The organism is Halobacillus mangrovi (assembly GCF_002097535.1).
GTDB lineage: Bacteria > Bacillota > Bacilli > Bacillales > Halobacillaceae > Halobacillus > Halobacillus mangrovi_A.
In genome coordinates this window covers 2,529,238-2,545,823 of record NZ_CP020772.1, presented here as the reverse complement: position 1 = coordinate 2,545,823, position 16,586 = coordinate 2,529,238, and the positions used below count along the sequence as shown (strand labels likewise).

Here is a 16,586-nt window from a genome sequence, read left to right as displayed (position 1 = left end):
TTTATAAGTAACACTCATGGACCATAGGCTTGTGTTTTTCAGACATGCTTTGAAGCTCCTCAAGGACATCATGAAAACATAATAGTTCGTAAATCAAAATGGTTTGAGGAGGCAGGTGATGTCTGAATCCCGTTTGCTTTTCTACGTGTTCTTCTTTCCACTTCCAGAATACATCATCCAACTGTTCAACTCTTTGGAATTGATCCTCGCTAATAACGTGTGTGGGATCTTGAAGAACTTTCACAAAATCTTCTGTTAAAGTGAGTAAGAGCTCTTTTTCTTTTTCGGTAAAATCAGATGACTGTGTTTTTACGTATTGCAAATTTCCCAAGTGATAGGCGATTTGTTGGAATGCGCCTAATTTTTTTTGAGAAAACTGAAAGGCCGACATTTCTTCCTTCGTGTGCTTATGGTACTTCCACTCTTCACGTTGAAATTGTGACAATTGATATGTTCTCTCTAAGTGCGCCGTTAATTGCCTGTAAGACCTTTGAATTCCCCGGTTTTTCTCTTTAGATTCTGCTACAATGTCTGAAATTATACGCTCAAGCAGCACCGCAGCGTGATTATACAAAGAATTTATATCTTTGTAAATCATGGGGGAATAATTGGGTGGTAAAAGGAAAAAATTCACAAGAGTTGAAATGATGATTCCAATTGAAGTTGTACCCAATCTTGTAAAGAACGAAACAATGTAATGTTCTTGAAAGTCAGGGATCATTGCGATAGCTGTGATGGTAGCAACGATGATTCCGTCATCCAGACGCAGTTTATGACACACTGCAATCGTAATCATAGCAACGAGCCCAAATGTCAGAGCACCTTTTCCTAAAATAGCGTATAAGGATGTGGCCAGTAAAGCTCCTATCGCTGATGCAGGAAAGCGCACAAACGCTTTTTTAATAGAATCTGCTGCCGTATGTTCTACCGTAACAATAGCTGTGATTACAGCAAAAATGATAGGCAAATTAAAAAAACCGCAGATTAATGCAGTTAAGAACACAGAAATCCCTGTTTTTAAAGTTCTTCCTCCAAGAATTTTGAACTTTTTAAGAGATTGAATCATAAAAATCACCTATTATGAAGAAATGTCTATGGACCACGATTAGTCATTATATAATAAATTCCCCAAAAACGATAGATAAAATCCTGTTTCTTCTTATATAATAGTAGTTGGAAATTCATAACAGTGGAGGGTCATCTATGAAGAAGTGGGTTGGAATGATGCTGCTTGTATTGCTTTTAACCGCATGTAGCGGTGCTTCAAGTGTAAGCAATCAGGAAGAGCAAAGCAAAGAAGAACAGAAGACAGAACAGTCGAAGAAGAATGAGGAAAATGAAAAGACAGAGAAGGAAGAAGAACAAAAAGATAATGAGACCACAGAGCCTGCAAACACAACACCTGCAGAACCACAATATCAATTGACTGGTAACTGGTCTTTTGAGCCAATTGGGGATGCTAATCCTAAAGTAGCTTTAATTACTATTGATGACGCACCGGATAACCAAGGGGTTGAAATGGCAAAAACACTTAAACACCTTAACGCCCCGGCAATCTTTTTCGTAAATGGTCATTTCATTGACACACCTGAAGGAGCAGAAGAATTAAAGAAGATTCATGAAATGGGATTTCCGATCGGGAATCATACATATAGCCATTCTTCCTTACCTGATCTTTCTCAAGAAGAACAAAAAGAAGAAATTATCGGTCTGAATGATCGTATCGAAGAAATCATCGGTGAGCGTCCTAAATTCTTTCGTGCTCCATTTGGGCAGAACACCGAATACTCTAAGCAATTAGCTGCAGAAGAGAATATGCTGCTTATGAACTGGACGTACGGCTACGATTGGAATCAGGAATATATGGATGCGACAAAGTTAGCTGATATTATGGTCAATACAGACCTGTTGGGTAATGGAGCTAATTTATTAATGCATGACAGGGAATGGACAGCTAAAGCCCTTCCTGACATTGTGCAAGGATTGAAAGATAAAGGGTATGAGCTCCTCAACCCAGCCCTAATAAAAACACCATAAAGAAAAAGGCGGAGATCTCTAGAGATTTCCGTTTTTTTGGACTATTTTTTAAAGAGTGACATACATATAATTGTGATGAACTTAATTAGTATGTCACAAAATATAAAATGTTATACTTTTGGGCTTGATTTTTGGATTGTGCCATATTAAAATGAACTTACAGTGAAAGCGATTACAAATATTAAGGAGTGGATGTAATGGGTACAATCGTATGTCAAGACTGCCAAAAAGTGATTGAGCATTATGAAAATGAGAAGGTTTCTACTCTTTACAGCACGTGTCCGACTTGCAATACATCAGAAAAGAAATAATTGATCCTCATAGAAAAGCCATCCCGGCTTAAATCGTCGGGATGGCTTTTTTGGTGGTATATAGGATTATTTAAACGCACGCTGTTCCTGAATAACATGAATGGTTTCTAATGTGTCATCCTCAGGCCCTTGGACAGGAAGGCCAGCTTCAATGTTCTCTTGAATGTATTGGATGTTTTCTTCTGTAATGATTTCACCAGGGATGAAAATTGGAATTCCTGGCGGGTAGACCATTACAAATTCTGCACTAATTCTTCCGATTGAAGCTTTTAAAGGAACGACTTCAGTTGATGCATAGAAAGCATCTCGTGGTGTGAGTGAAAGAACCGGTATTTGTGGCACTTTTACAGCTACCTCTTTCATTTCATGAGAGGAAGAGCACTGTTCAGAGAGCTCTGACAATGCACGTATTAATTGGTCTAAATCTTCTTCGCTATCTCCTGGAGTGACGATACACAAGAGATTGTAAAGATCTGAAAGCTCTACTTCGATGTTATAGTTTTCCCGCAGCCACACTTCAACGTCATAACCTGTCACCCCGAGGTTTTTTACAGAAATGATCAGCTTAGTAGGATCATAATCAAAGGTGGCCTCACTTCCAAGAATATCTTCGCCGGGACAATAAATCGCAGGAATTGCATTCAGTCTTCTTCTGGCGTCGTCAGCTAGAGATAAGCATTTATTTAACAAACTCTTCCCATGGATAGCTAAATGTCTTCTCGCGGCATCCAAGGACGCGAGAAGGATATAGGACGTTGAAGTCGTAGTAAGCATTGAAAGAATGGTCTGAACGCGCTCATGAGAAACCAGTCCTTCGCGCAAATTCAGCACTGAGCTTTGGGTCAGAGAACCTCCGAGTTTATGGACGCTTGTAGCCGCTAGGTCTGCACCTGCCTGCATTGCTGAAAGGGGAAGCCGTTCATGAAAATGAATATGAACTCCATGTGCTTCATCTACCAGCACAGGAATTTCAAACGAATGAGCGATTTCGACAATCTTTCTTAAATCAGCCGTGATACCAAAGTACGTAGGGTTAATGACTAGAACACCCTTGGCATCAGGGTTTGCTTCACATGCTTTCCTTACTGCCTCAGGCGTAATCCCATGAGAAATACCTAATCTGTCATCTAGTTCAGGATGAATGAATACAGGTTTTGCCCCTGAAAAAATAATCGCAGTTGTGATCGATTTATGGACATTTCTTGGCACTATGATTTTATCTCCAGGATGGCAGACGCTCATGATCATAGTCATAATAGCTCCCGATGTCCCTTGAACAGAAAAGAATGTATAGTCAGCTCCGAAAGCATCTGCCGCCAACTCCTGAGCTTGTTGGATCATTCCGTGAGGATGATGAAGGTCATCTAAGGGTTCAATATTAATGAGATCAATGGATAGAGCATTTTCACCGATGAAGTCACGGTACTCTTCATCCATGCCTTTTCCACTTTTGTGTCCTGGTATGTGAAATTGAATAGGTTTCTTCGCAGCGTGCTCTTTGACACCTGTGAATAAAGGAGTTTCATTTTGTTTCATGAATTGTTTGCACCTCTTTATAGATTGAAAGCAACTGAATTATAGCAGTTTCACTATAAACTGGCTAGTTATTTTTCTCATCTCAATCGGCTCATGGTAAAATACGGGACAAGGGAGGGATAGGATGAATTGGAAAACAAGAGTGACAGATTTATTGGGGGTTTCGTATCCTATTATTCAAGGAGGGCTTGCTCATCTTGCTTATTCAGATCTCGCCGCTGCTGTTTCTAACGCAGGGGGATTAGGTCAAATTACTGCGATGAGCATGGATGGACCAGATCAGTTGCGAGATGAGATTAGAAAGGTTCGACGAATGACTGAGAATCCCTTTGGGGTAAACTTTGCTATTGGACAGCACGGAAGACCTTTTGAAGATCGCGTCCAAGTAGCCATTGAGGAAAAAGTGCCTGCCATTTCAGTAACAGGTGGTAATCCTAAGCCGGTATTGGACATGGTTCAGGGTAAAGGGATTAAAACTCTCGTATTGGTAGCTGCTCGTCGTCAAGCGGTTAAAGCAGAGGAGCTGGGAGCAGATGCTGTTATGGTGGTCGGCCACGAAGGCGGTGGACACCTTGGGAGAGACGATGTAGGTACATTTGTTCTGACACCTCAAGTTGTAGATGCTGTTTCTATTCCAGTAATCGCTTCTGGAGGAATTGGTGATGGAAGAGGGTGGATGGCCGCGCTGGCACTTGGTGCAGAAGGCATAGAGATGGGAACACGGTTCATCGCTACAAAAGAGTGCATCCACGCCCATGAAAGTTACAAACGAGCACTGATAGAAGCCGATGAAACTTCGACAACTGTAATTAAGCGCAGCATTAAGGCACCTGCAAGAGCTTTGAAAAATAGCTGGACATATCAGATTATTGAGCTGGAGAAAACAAATCCAGGTTATGAAGGGTTAAAGACTTATATCAGCGGGGAAGCTAACAAGAAATATATTTATGAGGGTGCAGATGAAGAGGGCTTCGGGTGGGCAGGTCAGGTCACTTCAAGAATTCATGATGTCCCTACCGTTGAACAGCTTTTCCAGCGAATGATAAAGGAAGGAGAACAAATCCGAACGAGATGGTCAGTGTAATACATAAGGAGGTCTAACATGAGCTATAGTTATCCAATTGATGAAATTTATTGGTCAAAGGAAGAAATTATTGATGTAGTAAATTTTTATTCAATGGTGGAGCAAGCCTATGAAAAGAGTGTGAGCAGAGATGATTTACTGCTTGCTTATACTCGGTTTAAGCAAATCGTTCCATCTAAAAGTGAAGAGAAGAAATTATGTGGCGAGTTTGAAAAAGAGTCCGGGTACTCCTGTTATCATACAGTGAAAAAAGCAAGAGCTCTTGCTCAGGGTGATCGGGTCAGTATGAACTAATAAAATAAGGAGCAGCACGATTGATTCATGGCTGCTCCCTTTTTTTAATTCAATTGTTTAGTGTAGCGATAGAGCGGTTCAAGCTTTTCAAACGTTTCTCTACATAACTCAATGAAAGCATCTGCATCTTTTAATCGTTTATCATCCCGAGAGATGTTTTGGCCGCATAGGATTTCAGCTTTCTTAACATTTTTCAAGCGATCTGTCATAGAAAGAAATTTCTCTTCATCGACTTCTTCGTGAGGAATAGAATCAGGTTTGGTATGATCGACGGACCATACGAATTGATCGGGGATGTGAGAAAGGACTTCTTTCCTGTTTCTTTCAAGAGTTTTTGCAAAGTCCTGTTTTATTGGACTTTCATAAATGACTGCAAACCAAATGAATACGTGGCTTTCCCATAAACCGACTTGGAAATGAGGAAGTTTCTTATATCCTCTTTTATTAGAAGCAAGGGCTGCCCATGTGTCGTTTGGAGGGTTAGTCTTCCTTCTAGCGTGTTTTGCCACGTGAACAAACATTTCATCTCCCGTTAAAGCTGTAACATCTGGTTCCAACTCTTTTGCAATGGCTTCAAGCTTGGGTGAAATTTGTTCTCTTAATGCATTCATCCGATTTTCCAAACCTGGAATGGAGAATACGTCGAAATCCTTTTGGGTAAATCCGTTAAATGTAGCCATAGTATCAACTCCTATTTCAACTATTTGTTAGTTTAACAAAAACTGTTCTACATTATGAAGTAATGTGTTTCCTGGGTTTGAATCATAATAAAATGGGTTACATATAAGTAATCTAACTGAAACTTCTGACACATTGCTAACATATATATATAGCAAGGATTTAAGAGGGAGGGAATGGCAATGAAACATGTCATGGAAGCGTTACGTAAACGAGAAGCTGAAGAGAAGCTCCCGGTAATCCGTATGGAAATTGATTACGAGCTAGTGACATTGCATGATGCAATGGTCGCCTGTGACCAGGAGCAGATAAAGAGAAGTAAAAAGAAGCTCGCGGAACTTCGTAAACAATTGATTGAATGGTCTTCATAATTACGAGCAACAATAGGGTTGCTCGTATTTTTTCATTTATCAATGGGCGTTTCTCCATGATAACTCCCGATACATGCAAGACAAACGTCATTTTGATACGATAAAGATTGAACTTGTTTAAAGGGGTACTTAATTTATGGATAAAAAAATGAAGCAAGAAGTATATGACCAGGCGAAAACCTGGATCTTGGAAGCAGGGGAAAGGATCAGAGAAAAAATTGACGCGCCTAGGTCAATTGAAACGAAATCGAATCCGAATGATCTTGTTACTGAAATGGATCAGGAAACAGAAGAGTTTTTCGCTGATAGGATTAAAGAGACATATCCTAAACATTTCCTTTTAGGTGAAGAAGGCTTTGGAGATGAAATTGAAGAAATGAAAGGTACCGTCTGGATTGTTGATCCGATTGATGGAACCATGAATTTTGTCCATCAAAAGAGAAACTTTGCTATTTCTATCGGAATTTACCATGAAGGAATAGGAGAAATCGGCTTCATCTACAATGTGATGGAAGACGTTCTATACTCCGCTCAAAAAGGACAAGGAGCTTTCAAAAACGATCAGCAGCTTCCCACTCTTAATCAATCTAGACCATTAGAACAATCGATCCTAGCATTAAACACTACTTGGATGCTTCCGGAGAATCCTCATGTGGATCATACAGGGATGGAGAGATTGGTAAAAAAACTGAGGAGCACTCGCTCTTACGGTTCTGCTGCATTGGAATTTGCTTTTGTTGCAGAAGGAATTCTGGACGGATATTTAACGATGACATTGATGCCTTGGGACTACGCTGCCGGTGCGATCCTGGTTCAGGAAGTAGGGGGTACGGTTACGCGAGCAGACAAACAGGAACTTGATCTCTTGAACCAAACCACCGTTCTGGCTAGTCGTGTAAACATCCATGATGAAATTATCGATGGTTATGTGGATTTGAAGAAATAATTAAGAAAAGCGACCGAGTTTTTCATCGGTCGCTTTTTTTTAAGTATCCTGTTGCCTTTTCAGTTTTAAACCATATCCCATAATCATAAAGCCTATTACAAAAAGAAAGCCTGCCAGCCAGAAGATTTCCTGGCCGATCGCGAACCCTACAGATACGAAGGATAAGATAACTAAAAAAGCCAAAATAGCCATAATCAGCTGAGTATTTTTCAAAAGTCTCACCTCACAATTCAATTATATATGATTTAACTAAAGATTGAAAATTGTACAAAGGGTGGTTTCTTCTACTTACATTTAGTATGATAGGGGATAGAACAGGGAGATGCGAGGAGGAACAACATGCAAGACATGTCAACACTTACGGTCCCTTCAGATTTGTGGCCCGTAGCTGATTTCTTTTTTCAAGGGCTTGGTAATGAAATAAATCTGAATAATGAGAATGAAGTTTCCATGCTATTTCGTTCTTTTATGCTTTTATATCTAACTGTAGTCATCTTGACAATCATTACATTTAAATTAGGTTTTGCTAGAAAACTTCCTTTGATCAAAAACATCGTTGTTTATACCGTATTGATCATTGGTACCTTCATTTTGACTCTAATCCTTGGTTTAAATTTGCCTCTTCCGGAAAGTTTGTTTGTGGCGGCCATTATTCTTGGTGTTTATCGCCTTCGGCTGCACCGTGAAAGAGGAGCAAGCCAGAATGAATCATAATACGAAAAAAGAGCAATCTAAGGTTCAGCCCTAGTATAGTAAAGACTGAAGAGTTTAATTTGACTCCTATAAACAAACAAGACCGCTCAGCCATGCTGAACGGTCTTGTTTGTTTATAAATAACCGCTTTACATAAAGACCCTCTCGACATAAGTCAATGGCTTTCGTGAGGAAAGATTTCCCTCACTACAACCCTTGTCTTATGCTTGTCGGGCCTCCCAGGTCAATTCCACATTTCGCTTTCATATCCAGCTCCACCACCTAGACACTCGAGACATAAGTCAATGGCTTTCGTGAGGAAAGATCCCCTCACTACAGCCCTTGTCTTATGCTTGTCGTGTCTCCCAAGGTGGTTCCGCATTTAATCTTAACTCAAGTGTTTTTCTTTTTTGCGTTCGCGGTTAAAGCGGAAATTTCCCGTGGCCAGGCGTTTTTTTGTGTTTTCTTCTATTCGATCATGACAGGATTGACACATATAGGTGTGGATCCGTCGGTTTCTGAGCCTTTTTGCCTGGAGACAATAACTATCAATTTTTTCTATTTCATCGCAAATTACGCATTGTACACGCATCCGTTTCACCTCAAACTGTTTCAATTGTTACAGATATTTTAACATACTATAACGGTTCCGTATAATTCGCTTTCACATGTTTGAGAATAGTTGGAAAGGGGAAGTCAATTTACAGAAGTTAAGAAAGGGTGATTATGTGAGAAAGCGTTGGATTTATACTGCAGTAGGAGCTGCCGCTGGAGGCGCAGCTGCATTTTTTCTCAGAAATGAGGAAAGCAGAAAACAGGTGGTAGACAAGGCGAAGTCATTACAGAATAACTTTAAGAAGAAAGATGGTTTGCCTGTTGAAGAGGCGGGCAACCCTCAACTGGATAACTTAGAGAATGCAGATATGGTTTCAGAGGGTTCTCAATTCGGAGTTCAATACTATAATGAATTGACTGAGAAAGAACGTGAAATTTTAGAAAAAAGTAACAGCTAAATCCTCTAAAGGATTTAGCTGTTTTTCTGTCACTCTTGTTTAGATTGTTCTTTTTCAATTTGGTTCAGTTTTTTCTGTTCATTTTCAGGAATCGATTCTTGATTTGAATCGGTCTGAGGTCGCTCATTGATTGGTCCTCCAGGCATATATCTGCTGACAATCTTGCTAAGTTCATCGGTTACCCCTTCAATTGGGTGCCCTTGAGATATTTTTTTGCCAAGACCACGTAAACGTTCGACACCGTCTGCATCAGCGATTACTACGGCTTGTTTTCCATATGGGTCATGCTTAATCGCTTCGGCAACGGAGTACTTGATTACACCTACTCTAGACCGGTCCAAATCCTTATCAACGTCTATGCCTACAGCTACATAGTCACCAAGAACGAGAGCAGTAGCATCATGAACATCCGGTACTTGAACAGCGAGTTTAGCAAGATGCCTAGCTGCTTGCTGGCTTGTCTTCTTCTGTCTTTTTACTGGGTCTGAATTTGTCACATATTTCATTTCAGAATCTCCTTGACGTTCTTTCAAGAGAGACTCTTCATCTGTTTGTTGACAAGCCGCTAAGGCGATAAGCAAGGTCAACCAAATTATTTTCTTCATCAAACCACCACTTTTTTTCTTATAGCGTGTGTTAGATGAAGAATAATATACTGAATACCATTTAATTGGGTTAAGGCAGTTAGGGGATTAAAGTAATCCATTTTATTGGTGATTACTCTAACTCCTATAGAAGAACAGTCTTCGTTAAACTAGATTATGGAGAAACAAGAGATATTTACAAAAAAAAGGACAGCTGCGTCAGCCGTCCTCATTTTTACTTCAAAATAATTTTTTTAATGCCCTTGATAGGGCTTGTTTGATTCGATCCGTCCTTGAAGTATAAATGGACAGGTCCCGTTTCCTTTAATGGTTTTCCATCTTCCGCAAAGAGAAGTAAGGATTCTGATAAAGCGTCAGCTTGAATGGTGTGTTCGCCTTCATCCGTGACAAGTGCTGCTTCTTCCACACTAGCCTCAGGTTCGCTTGTATGAAGGAAAGGTTTTAGTGGCATAAGAAAAGTACCTTTCATGATACGTTGTTTCTCAAACCGGTTGATGCTTTTATTAATAGGAGGGTTTAATTTTTGTTGATAAACCTCTCTGTCAAAACGAAGAGACTTTCTTTTCAGTTCGTCTTCTTCTTCATCTGACTTTTCTATTTCTTCTGGATGGAATGCTTCTTTAAACGTAAGCTTTCGGTCATCAAAGATCCAGACTGTCGGATCAAGTGTAATGGGGAATTTTACATTTCCTTCAATTTGCACAATCATGGCTCATGCCACCTTTCCAATAAAATCATCCATACAAATCATAGCAAAAATTGAATTCGATTTCATTAAGGAGGTTCAAACAATGAACAAAGATATAACAACGGATATACTCAACGAATGGTTAGATAATGTTCGACCGTATGCTTATGACGGGCAAGTCGCCAATTATATTCCTGCCTTGGCAAGACAAAACCCAGAAGATTTAGCTGTTGCTATTCACTATATAGATGGTGAAACGATTGAGGCAGGAGAAGTTGAAGCCACATTCACTCTACAAAGTATATCTAAAGTCATCTCCCTCGCATTAGCCTTGATGGATAATGGGGAGGAGTATGTATTTGACCGTGTAGGGATGGAGCCTACAGGTGATCCTTTCCATTCCATCTATCGTTTGGAACAGCGTCCATCAAAACCTCTTAATCCGATGATCAATGCCGGAGCCCTTGCTGTGACGAATATGATTCATGGGGATACTCCTGATGAAAAGGTCGGCCGCCTCCTTACCTTTATCCACGAGATGACGGATGATCAGTCTATTAGTTACGACCGTGAAGTAGCCGAATCTGAATTTGAATCGGCATTTTTAAATCGCTCTCTTCTTTTTTATATGAAACAGCACCAGATTGTTACCGGAAGTGTGGAAGAAACCCTAGATGCCTATACGAAGCAGTGTGCGATCGAGCTTAACGTTTGCCAGCTTGCAAAAATAGGTGCTTTATTAGCTAATGGTGGAAGAGACTTGAATTCAGGAAGAAGGATCATCCCGAAGCATTTAGCAAGAATTTGCAAAACGTTTATGGTTACATGTGGGATGTATGATGCGTCTGGTTCATTCGCTATCAAAGTTGGAATACCTGCCAAAAGTGGAGTATCTGGTTCGGTGCTTGCCTCCTTAAATGGTTTCGGTGGTATCGCAGTGTACGGTCCCAGCTTGGATGAGAAGGGAAACAGTGTTGTCGGATTAAAACTATTAGAGCTTTTATCCAATCGATATGACCTCTCTATTTTTTAAACCAATACGATATCCTCTGTTGCAATTTTCAGTGGTAAGCGATAATATTATTAGAAGAGAGACTGTAAATGGAGGGGATTTTGATGTTGTCTGATGTGGCTGTGGATCATCGTGAAAAAGCCTATGCCCTTCTAAAAGCTGACGCTGATAAAATTTTGAAGTTAATAAAAGTGCAGATGGACAACTTGACAATGCCTCAGTGTCCACTTTATGAAGAAGTTCTAGATACACAAATGTTCGGTTTATCACGCGAAATTCATTTTGCGGTTCGCTTGAACTTAATCAGCGATGAAGAAGGAAAACAAATTCTTGATAACTTAGAACAACAACTAAACGTTTTGCATGAGGCTGCACAAAACTCATAAAGGACAAGCTCAAATTGCGACGACCTCTGTTGTAATTTGAGTTTTTTTATATTAAAGCGCTTTCGCGAAATTTCGCTCTATAATTGACAAAATAGAAGGAATTCTGCGAATGCAGCGAGAACAAATATATAAAGTAGGGATGAATAAATATGAAACGACATTTGAAAAGTTACGACTTTAGCTTGCTATTTGCCCCTATTGCTCTCATAGCATTCGGCACGGTCATGATCTACAGTGCAAGTATGGTTTACGGTCCTGTTAGATTCGGAGTGCCAAGCGACCACTTTTTGATGAAGCAGATTCAATGGTTCTCTATAGGACTCGTATTAATGATCGGAGCTTCGTTAGTGCCATACCGTCACTGGCAAAGGTTAGCAAAATTGAGCGTGTTGCTTATGGTTACGCTATTAGCTGGTTTGTTCGTATTCGGCACAGAGGTCAATAATGCAGTCTCCTGGTATAATTTCGGTTTTATGAACTTTCAGCCGGCAGAATTTGTAAAGATCGGCTTGATTATTTATTTATCTGCCGTCTATGCAAAAAAACAGAGGTACATTGGAGACTTTACGAAAGCTGTTGTACCTCCGCTTATTTTGACTTCACTAATTTTAGCTATGATCGTATTGCAGCCTGATATTGGTTCTGCAGCTATTATCGGTTTGATTGCAAGTGTGTTGATTATGACTTCAGGTATCCACTGGAAGCACATTTTAATTTTAGTTGCAGTAACCGTGGGACTCATCCTGATTGGAAGTACCCAAATGGTTACGGATGAAAGACTGGAACGCTTTTCAGGTGCTTACCAGCCTTTCGAATCGCCTGATCAAGACGGATACCATTTGATTCAGTCCTACGTGGCAATAGGAACTGGAGGATTGTTAGGAGAAGGAATTGGGCAAGGGGTCCAAAAATTAGGGTATTTACCAGAGCCTCATACTGACTTTATTATGGCCGTCATTGCGGAAGAGCTAGGTTTTATTGGAGTTGCCATCACGATAGGACTTATGGCACTAATCGTTTTAAGAGGGCTCTACATATCGTCCAAGTGCCGGGATGCTTTTGGAGCACTGTTAGCGATAGGAATCTCATCCATGATCGCTATTCAGGCTATGATCAACTTGGGAGCAATGAGCGGGTTATTGCCTATTACAGGTGTTACCCTTCCGTTTATCAGTTATGGGGGTTCATCCCTTTTAATATTGATGGTGGCTGTTGGGATCCTTAACAATATTGCCCGTACCGTTAAAATCAAAGAGCAAGAAGGGGAAGAAGCACCAGTAGAAAAAGCGCAATCCAAACAAACTTATATGAATAATCGAGGAGTGAGATCATGGCAGAACTAAAACATATCAATAAAGTATTAGTTGCTAACCGTGGAGAGATTGCTATTCGAGTGTTTCGTGCTTGTACAGAACTGAACATCCGTACAGTAGCGGTCTATTCTCAGGAAGACACAGGTTCTTATCATCGATACAAAGCAGATGAAGCATATCTAGTAGGAGAAGGGAAAAAACCAATTGATGCGTATCTTGACATTGAAGGCATTATTGAAATTGCCAAGAGTGTCGATGTCGATGCGATTCACCCTGGTTACGGTTTTTTATCCGAGAATATTCATTTTGCAAGGCGTTGTGAAGAAGAGGGGATCACCTTCATTGGTCCAACAAGCGACCATCTAAATATGTTTGGAGATAAAGTTAAGGCAAGAGAGCAGGCCGTTGCTGCTGATATTCCTGTTATTCCTGGAAGTGATGGTCCAGTCAGCGGGATCGAAGAAATTCGCCGGTTCGGTGAAGAACATGGTTACCCGCTTATGATTAAAGCTGCCATGGGTGGCGGTGGAAGAGGAATGCGAGTAGTACGAAGTGCGGATACTCTGAAGGAGTCATATGATCGTGCCCGGTCAGAAGCGAGGGCTGCTTTTGGAAGCGACGATGTCTATGTGGAAAAATTAATTGAACAACCGAAACATATTGAAGTCCAAATTATCGGCGACCATGAAGGGAATATTGTACATCTCTACGAAAGAGATTGTTCTGTCCAAAGACGACATCAAAAAGTTGTAGAAGTCGCTCCGAGTGTTTCTCTTACCGACGAATTAAGAGAAGAAATTTGTGCATCTGCAGTGAAGCTGATGGATAATGTGAACTACTTAAATGCAGGAACTGTGGAATTCTTAGTGACAGGTAACGAATTTTATTTTATTGAAGTAAACCCTCGTGTTCAGGTGGAACATACCATTACCGAAATGATCACTGGGGTGGACATTGTACAGACTCAAATTATGATTGCAGACGGTCATGGACTACATAATGCACCGATAAATATCCCCGAGCAGAAGGATATCCGAACTCACGGATACGCAATTCAGTCAAGAGTTACAACCGAAGATCCTTTAAACAACTTTATGCCGGATACAGGAAAAATTATGGCCTATCGTACAGGTGGAGGGTTTGGTGTCCGTCTTGATGCAGGGAACGGTTTCCAAGGTGCTGTAATATCTCCATACTATGACTCACTGTTAGTGAAACTTTCTACATGGGCGCTAAGCTTCGATCAAGCGGCTCATAAGATGGTAAGAAACCTAAAAGAATTCCGAATCCGTGGAATTAAGACGAATATCCCTTTCTTAGAAAATGTCATCCAACACAAGCAGTTTATAACGGGTGAGTATGATACGACATTCATAGATCGTTCTCCTGAGCTTTTTGTATTTCCTAAACGAAAAGACCGTGGCACGAAAATGCTGACTTACATTGCCGATCGAACGATTAATGGATTTGAGGGGTATGGCAATCGTAAGAAGCCGACCTATTCAAGGGCTCGTATGCCACATGTGAAGCATTCAGTCCCAATTCCTCGAGGAACAAAACAGATCCTCGATGAGCAGGGGCCAGAGGAGCTTGCAAAGTGGTTAAAAGCACAAAAGGAAGTACTGCTGACAGATACTACATTTAGAGATGCTCATCAGTCTTTACTCGCTACACGTGTAAGGACGAAGGACCTGGAAAATATTGCAGAGCCGACTGCTCGTCTGCTCCCTGAACTTTTCTCTATGGAAATGTGGGGCGGTGCAACCTTTGATGTTTCCTACCGTTTCTTAAATGAAGATCCGTGGGAACGCTTATTAAAACTAAGACAGAAAGCACCAAATGTGCTTTTCCAAATGTTATTGAGAGCATCTAACGCTGTTGGCTATAAAAACTATCCAGATAACTTGATTCGGGAATTTGTTGAAAAGAGCTCCAGCGCTGGTATCGATGTTTTCCGTATCTTTGATAGTCTTAACTGGGTAGAAGGTATGAAACTTGCTATCGACTCCGTGCGTGAGAACAACAAAGTGGCAGAAGCAGCCATGTGTTACACAGGGGATATTTTAGATTCTTCCCGTCCAAAATATGACTTGGAATACTATAAGAAAGTAGCAAAAGAGCTGCAGGATGCAGGGGCTCATATTCTTGGTATTAAAGATATGGCAGGTCTAATGAAACCTGAAGCAGCTTATCAATTAATTAGTACACTGAAGGATGCGATTGACATCCCAATTCATCTTCATACCCATGATACAAGTGGAAATGGAATTTTCACGTATTCCCGTGCAGTCGAGGCTGGGGTAGACGTAGTCGATGTCGCGACTGGCTCAATGGCAGGACTTACATCGCAGCCTAGCGCAAATAGTCTTTATTATGCACTTGAAGGCAATGAGCGTAAGCCAAATGTTAATATCAAGGCATATGAAGAATTGGGTCATTACTGGGAAGATACGAGAAAATATTATCATGACTTTGAAAGCGGCATGATGGCCCCGCATACGGAAGTATATGAACACGAGATGCCAGGAGGACAATACAGTAATTTGCAGCAGCAGGCGAAGGCTGTAGGCTTGAATGATCGTTGGGGAGAAGTGAAAAAAATGTATCGCCGAGTCAATGATATGTTTGGAGATATCGTAAAAGTTACGCCTTCTTCAAAAGTTGTAGGAGATATGGCCTTATTCATGGTTCAAAACGAATTGAATGAAGACGATATTTTCGAACGAGGAGATAATCTTGACTTCCCAGACAGCGTCGTAGAGTTTTTCCAAGGATATCTTGGACAGCCCTACGGAGGTTTTCCTTCTGAGCTCCAGCGTATTATCTTAAAAGGGAGAGAACCGATTAAGGTCCGGCCTGGTGAATTGCTTCCCCCTGTCGATTTCAATGATCTTAAGGAAACGTTGTTCCATAAGTTAGACAGGCAAGTGACAAGCTTTGATATGATCAGCTATGCCTTGTATCCTAAAGTTTTTATGGATCATCAGAAATTTACCGAGCAATACGGTGACATGTCTGTTCTGGATACCCCGACATTCTTTTATGGAATGCGATTGGGTGAAGAGATAGAAGTAGAGATTGAGCAAGGTAAAACTTTGATTGTGAAACTTGTATCAGTAGGAGAAGCTCAAGTGGATGGGACTAGAACTGTCTACTTTGAATTGAACGGACAGCCTCGTGAAGTAGTTATTAAGGATGAAAATGTTAAAGCCTCCGTACAGGAACGCCCAAAAGCAGATAAGTCGAATAATAAACATATTGGTGCTAGCATGCCTGGGACAGTAATAAAAGTAATATCCAGTAAAGGTGAGAAAGTGAAAAAAGGCGACCATCTAATGATCACAGAAGCTATGAAGATGGAAACGACAGTCCAAGCACCTTTCGACGGAGTCATTAAAGACATCTATGTAGAAAATAATGAAGCAATTCATGTAGGTGATTTGCTAATAGAATTCGAATAAGATAGAGCTTTTTAATAATAACTTCTGTAATTAGAAAAAAATAAGACCGACCAATAATACCATAAAGTCTAGGGGTTCCCCCTGGGCTTTTTTCTGCTAAACAGTCTCTAACTTTAAAACCTCTTGAGAGCTAATTTGTCTTGTGGTATTGAGGAAGC

The 16,586-nt window shown here is 40.6% G+C and carries 19 protein-coding genes; 12 read left to right on the top strand and 7 right to left on the bottom strand.

What is annotated here, in order from left to right; translation table 11 throughout:
* Position 1 precedes the first annotated feature (1 nt).
* A complete protein-coding gene (locus HM131_RS12560) occupies positions 2 to 1,066 on the bottom strand; it encodes an FUSC family protein (RefSeq protein ID WP_085030088.1) in 1,065 nt (354 codons plus the stop codon).
* Positions 1,067 to 1,203: 137 nt separating this feature from the next.
* On the opposite strand from HM131_RS12560, the gene HM131_RS12555 reads away from it, so the two are divergent.
* Positions 1,204 to 2,037, top strand: a complete 834-nt coding sequence (locus HM131_RS12555) for a polysaccharide deacetylase family protein (RefSeq protein ID WP_085030087.1) — start codon at positions 1,204 to 1,206, stop codon at positions 2,035 to 2,037.
* A 197-nt stretch (positions 2,038 to 2,234) separates the two neighbouring features.
* On the top strand, positions 2,235 to 2,348 hold the full coding sequence (locus HM131_RS12550) for a GapA-binding peptide SR1P (protein WP_085030086.1): 114 nt from the start codon (positions 2,235 to 2,237) through the stop codon (positions 2,346 to 2,348).
* 66 nt (positions 2,349 to 2,414) lie between these two features.
* On the opposite strand, the gene HM131_RS12545 is transcribed toward HM131_RS12550, so the two are convergent.
* On the bottom strand, positions 2,415 to 3,884 hold the full coding sequence (locus HM131_RS12545) for an aminotransferase class I/II-fold pyridoxal phosphate-dependent enzyme (protein WP_085030085.1): 1,470 nt from the start codon (positions 3,882 to 3,884) through the stop codon (positions 2,415 to 2,417).
* Between the two features lie 124 nt (positions 3,885 to 4,008).
* On the opposite strand from HM131_RS12545, the gene HM131_RS12540 reads away from it, so the two are divergent.
* Positions 4,009 to 4,968: an NAD(P)H-dependent flavin oxidoreductase gene (locus tag HM131_RS12540; RefSeq protein ID WP_085030084.1), complete on the top strand. Its 960-nt coding sequence runs from the start codon at positions 4,009 to 4,011 to the stop codon at positions 4,966 to 4,968.
* Positions 4,969 to 4,986: 18 nt separating this feature from the next.
* A complete protein-coding gene (locus HM131_RS12535; protein WP_085030083.1) occupies positions 4,987 to 5,262 on the top strand; it encodes a UPF0223 family protein in 276 nt (91 codons plus the stop codon).
* Positions 5,263 to 5,306: 44 nt separating this feature from the next.
* Here the strand turns inward: HM131_RS12535 and HM131_RS12530 are convergent, their stop codons facing one another.
* On the bottom strand, positions 5,307 to 5,942 hold the full coding sequence (locus HM131_RS12530) for a YktB family protein (RefSeq protein WP_085030082.1): 636 nt from the start codon (positions 5,940 to 5,942) through the stop codon (positions 5,307 to 5,309).
* A gap of 180 nt (positions 5,943 to 6,122) precedes the next feature.
* Here HM131_RS12530 and HM131_RS12525 point away from each other — a divergent pair, with 180 nt between their 5' ends.
* Positions 6,123 to 6,311 (top strand): hypothetical protein, encoded by a 189-nt coding sequence (locus HM131_RS12525; RefSeq protein WP_085030081.1) that lies wholly within the window; start codon positions 6,123 to 6,125, stop codon positions 6,309 to 6,311.
* 136 nt (positions 6,312 to 6,447) lie between these two features.
* Complete coding sequence (locus HM131_RS12520; RefSeq protein ID WP_085030080.1) at positions 6,448 to 7,257, top strand: inositol monophosphatase family protein; 810 nt, start codon at positions 6,448 to 6,450, stop codon at positions 7,255 to 7,257.
* A gap of 39 nt (positions 7,258 to 7,296) precedes the next feature.
* Here the strand turns inward: HM131_RS12520 and HM131_RS12515 are convergent, their stop codons facing one another.
* Complete coding sequence (locus tag HM131_RS12515; RefSeq protein WP_085030079.1) at positions 7,297 to 7,479, bottom strand: DUF5325 family protein; 183 nt, start codon at positions 7,477 to 7,479, stop codon at positions 7,297 to 7,299.
* Positions 7,480 to 7,596: 117 nt separating this feature from the next.
* Here HM131_RS12515 and HM131_RS12510 point away from each other — a divergent pair, with 117 nt between their 5' ends.
* Positions 7,597 to 7,971, top strand: coding sequence for a YlaH-like family protein (locus tag HM131_RS12510; protein WP_085030078.1), 375 nt, complete (start codon positions 7,597 to 7,599; stop codon positions 7,969 to 7,971).
* A gap of 367 nt (positions 7,972 to 8,338) precedes the next feature.
* Here the strand turns inward: HM131_RS12510 and HM131_RS12505 are convergent, their stop codons facing one another.
* Positions 8,339 to 8,542 carry a YlaI family protein gene (locus tag HM131_RS12505; protein ID WP_085030077.1) on the bottom strand — a complete coding sequence of 68 codons (204 nt, stop codon included), beginning with the start codon at positions 8,540 to 8,542 and terminating at the stop codon, positions 8,339 to 8,341.
* Positions 8,543 to 8,678: 136 nt separating this feature from the next.
* Between HM131_RS12505 and HM131_RS12500 the strand changes: the two genes are divergently transcribed.
* Positions 8,679 to 8,963: a hypothetical protein gene (locus tag HM131_RS12500; RefSeq protein WP_085030076.1), complete on the top strand. Its 285-nt coding sequence runs from the start codon at positions 8,679 to 8,681 to the stop codon at positions 8,961 to 8,963.
* Positions 8,964 to 8,992: 29 nt separating this feature from the next.
* On the opposite strand, the gene HM131_RS12495 is transcribed toward HM131_RS12500, so the two are convergent.
* A complete protein-coding gene (locus tag HM131_RS12495) occupies positions 8,993 to 9,568 on the bottom strand; it encodes a YhcN/YlaJ family sporulation lipoprotein (RefSeq protein ID WP_085030075.1) in 576 nt (191 codons plus the stop codon).
* A 214-nt stretch (positions 9,569 to 9,782) separates the two neighbouring features.
* Positions 9,783 to 10,277: a hypothetical protein gene (locus HM131_RS12490; protein WP_085030074.1), complete on the bottom strand. Its 495-nt coding sequence runs from the start codon at positions 10,275 to 10,277 to the stop codon at positions 9,783 to 9,785.
* An 82-nt stretch (positions 10,278 to 10,359) separates the two neighbouring features.
* On the opposite strand from HM131_RS12490, the gene glsA reads away from it, so the two are divergent.
* The 4 genes from glsA (at position 10,360) to pyc (ending at position 16,428) form a co-directional block, all read left to right on the top strand.
* Positions 10,360 to 11,289 carry a glutaminase A gene (glsA, locus tag HM131_RS12485; protein ID WP_085030073.1) on the top strand — a complete coding sequence of 310 codons (930 nt, stop codon included), beginning with the start codon at positions 10,360 to 10,362 and terminating at the stop codon, positions 11,287 to 11,289.
* A gap of 83 nt (positions 11,290 to 11,372) precedes the next feature.
* On the top strand, positions 11,373 to 11,654 hold the full coding sequence (locus tag HM131_RS12480; protein ID WP_035549085.1) for an Fpa/YlaN family protein: 282 nt from the start codon (positions 11,373 to 11,375) through the stop codon (positions 11,652 to 11,654).
* A 149-nt stretch (positions 11,655 to 11,803) separates the two neighbouring features.
* The gene (gene ftsW, locus HM131_RS12475; protein ID WP_085030072.1) at positions 11,804 to 12,997 is read left to right on the top strand and encodes a putative lipid II flippase FtsW; all 1,194 of its coding nucleotides are present in this window, start codon (positions 11,804 to 11,806) and stop codon (positions 12,995 to 12,997) included.
* Positions 12,985 to 16,428, top strand: a complete 3,444-nt coding sequence (gene pyc, locus HM131_RS12470; protein WP_085030071.1) for a pyruvate carboxylase — start codon at positions 12,985 to 12,987, stop codon at positions 16,426 to 16,428. Before ftsW ends, pyc begins: the two co-directional genes overlap by 13 nt.
* Positions 16,429 to 16,586 lie beyond the last annotated feature (158 nt).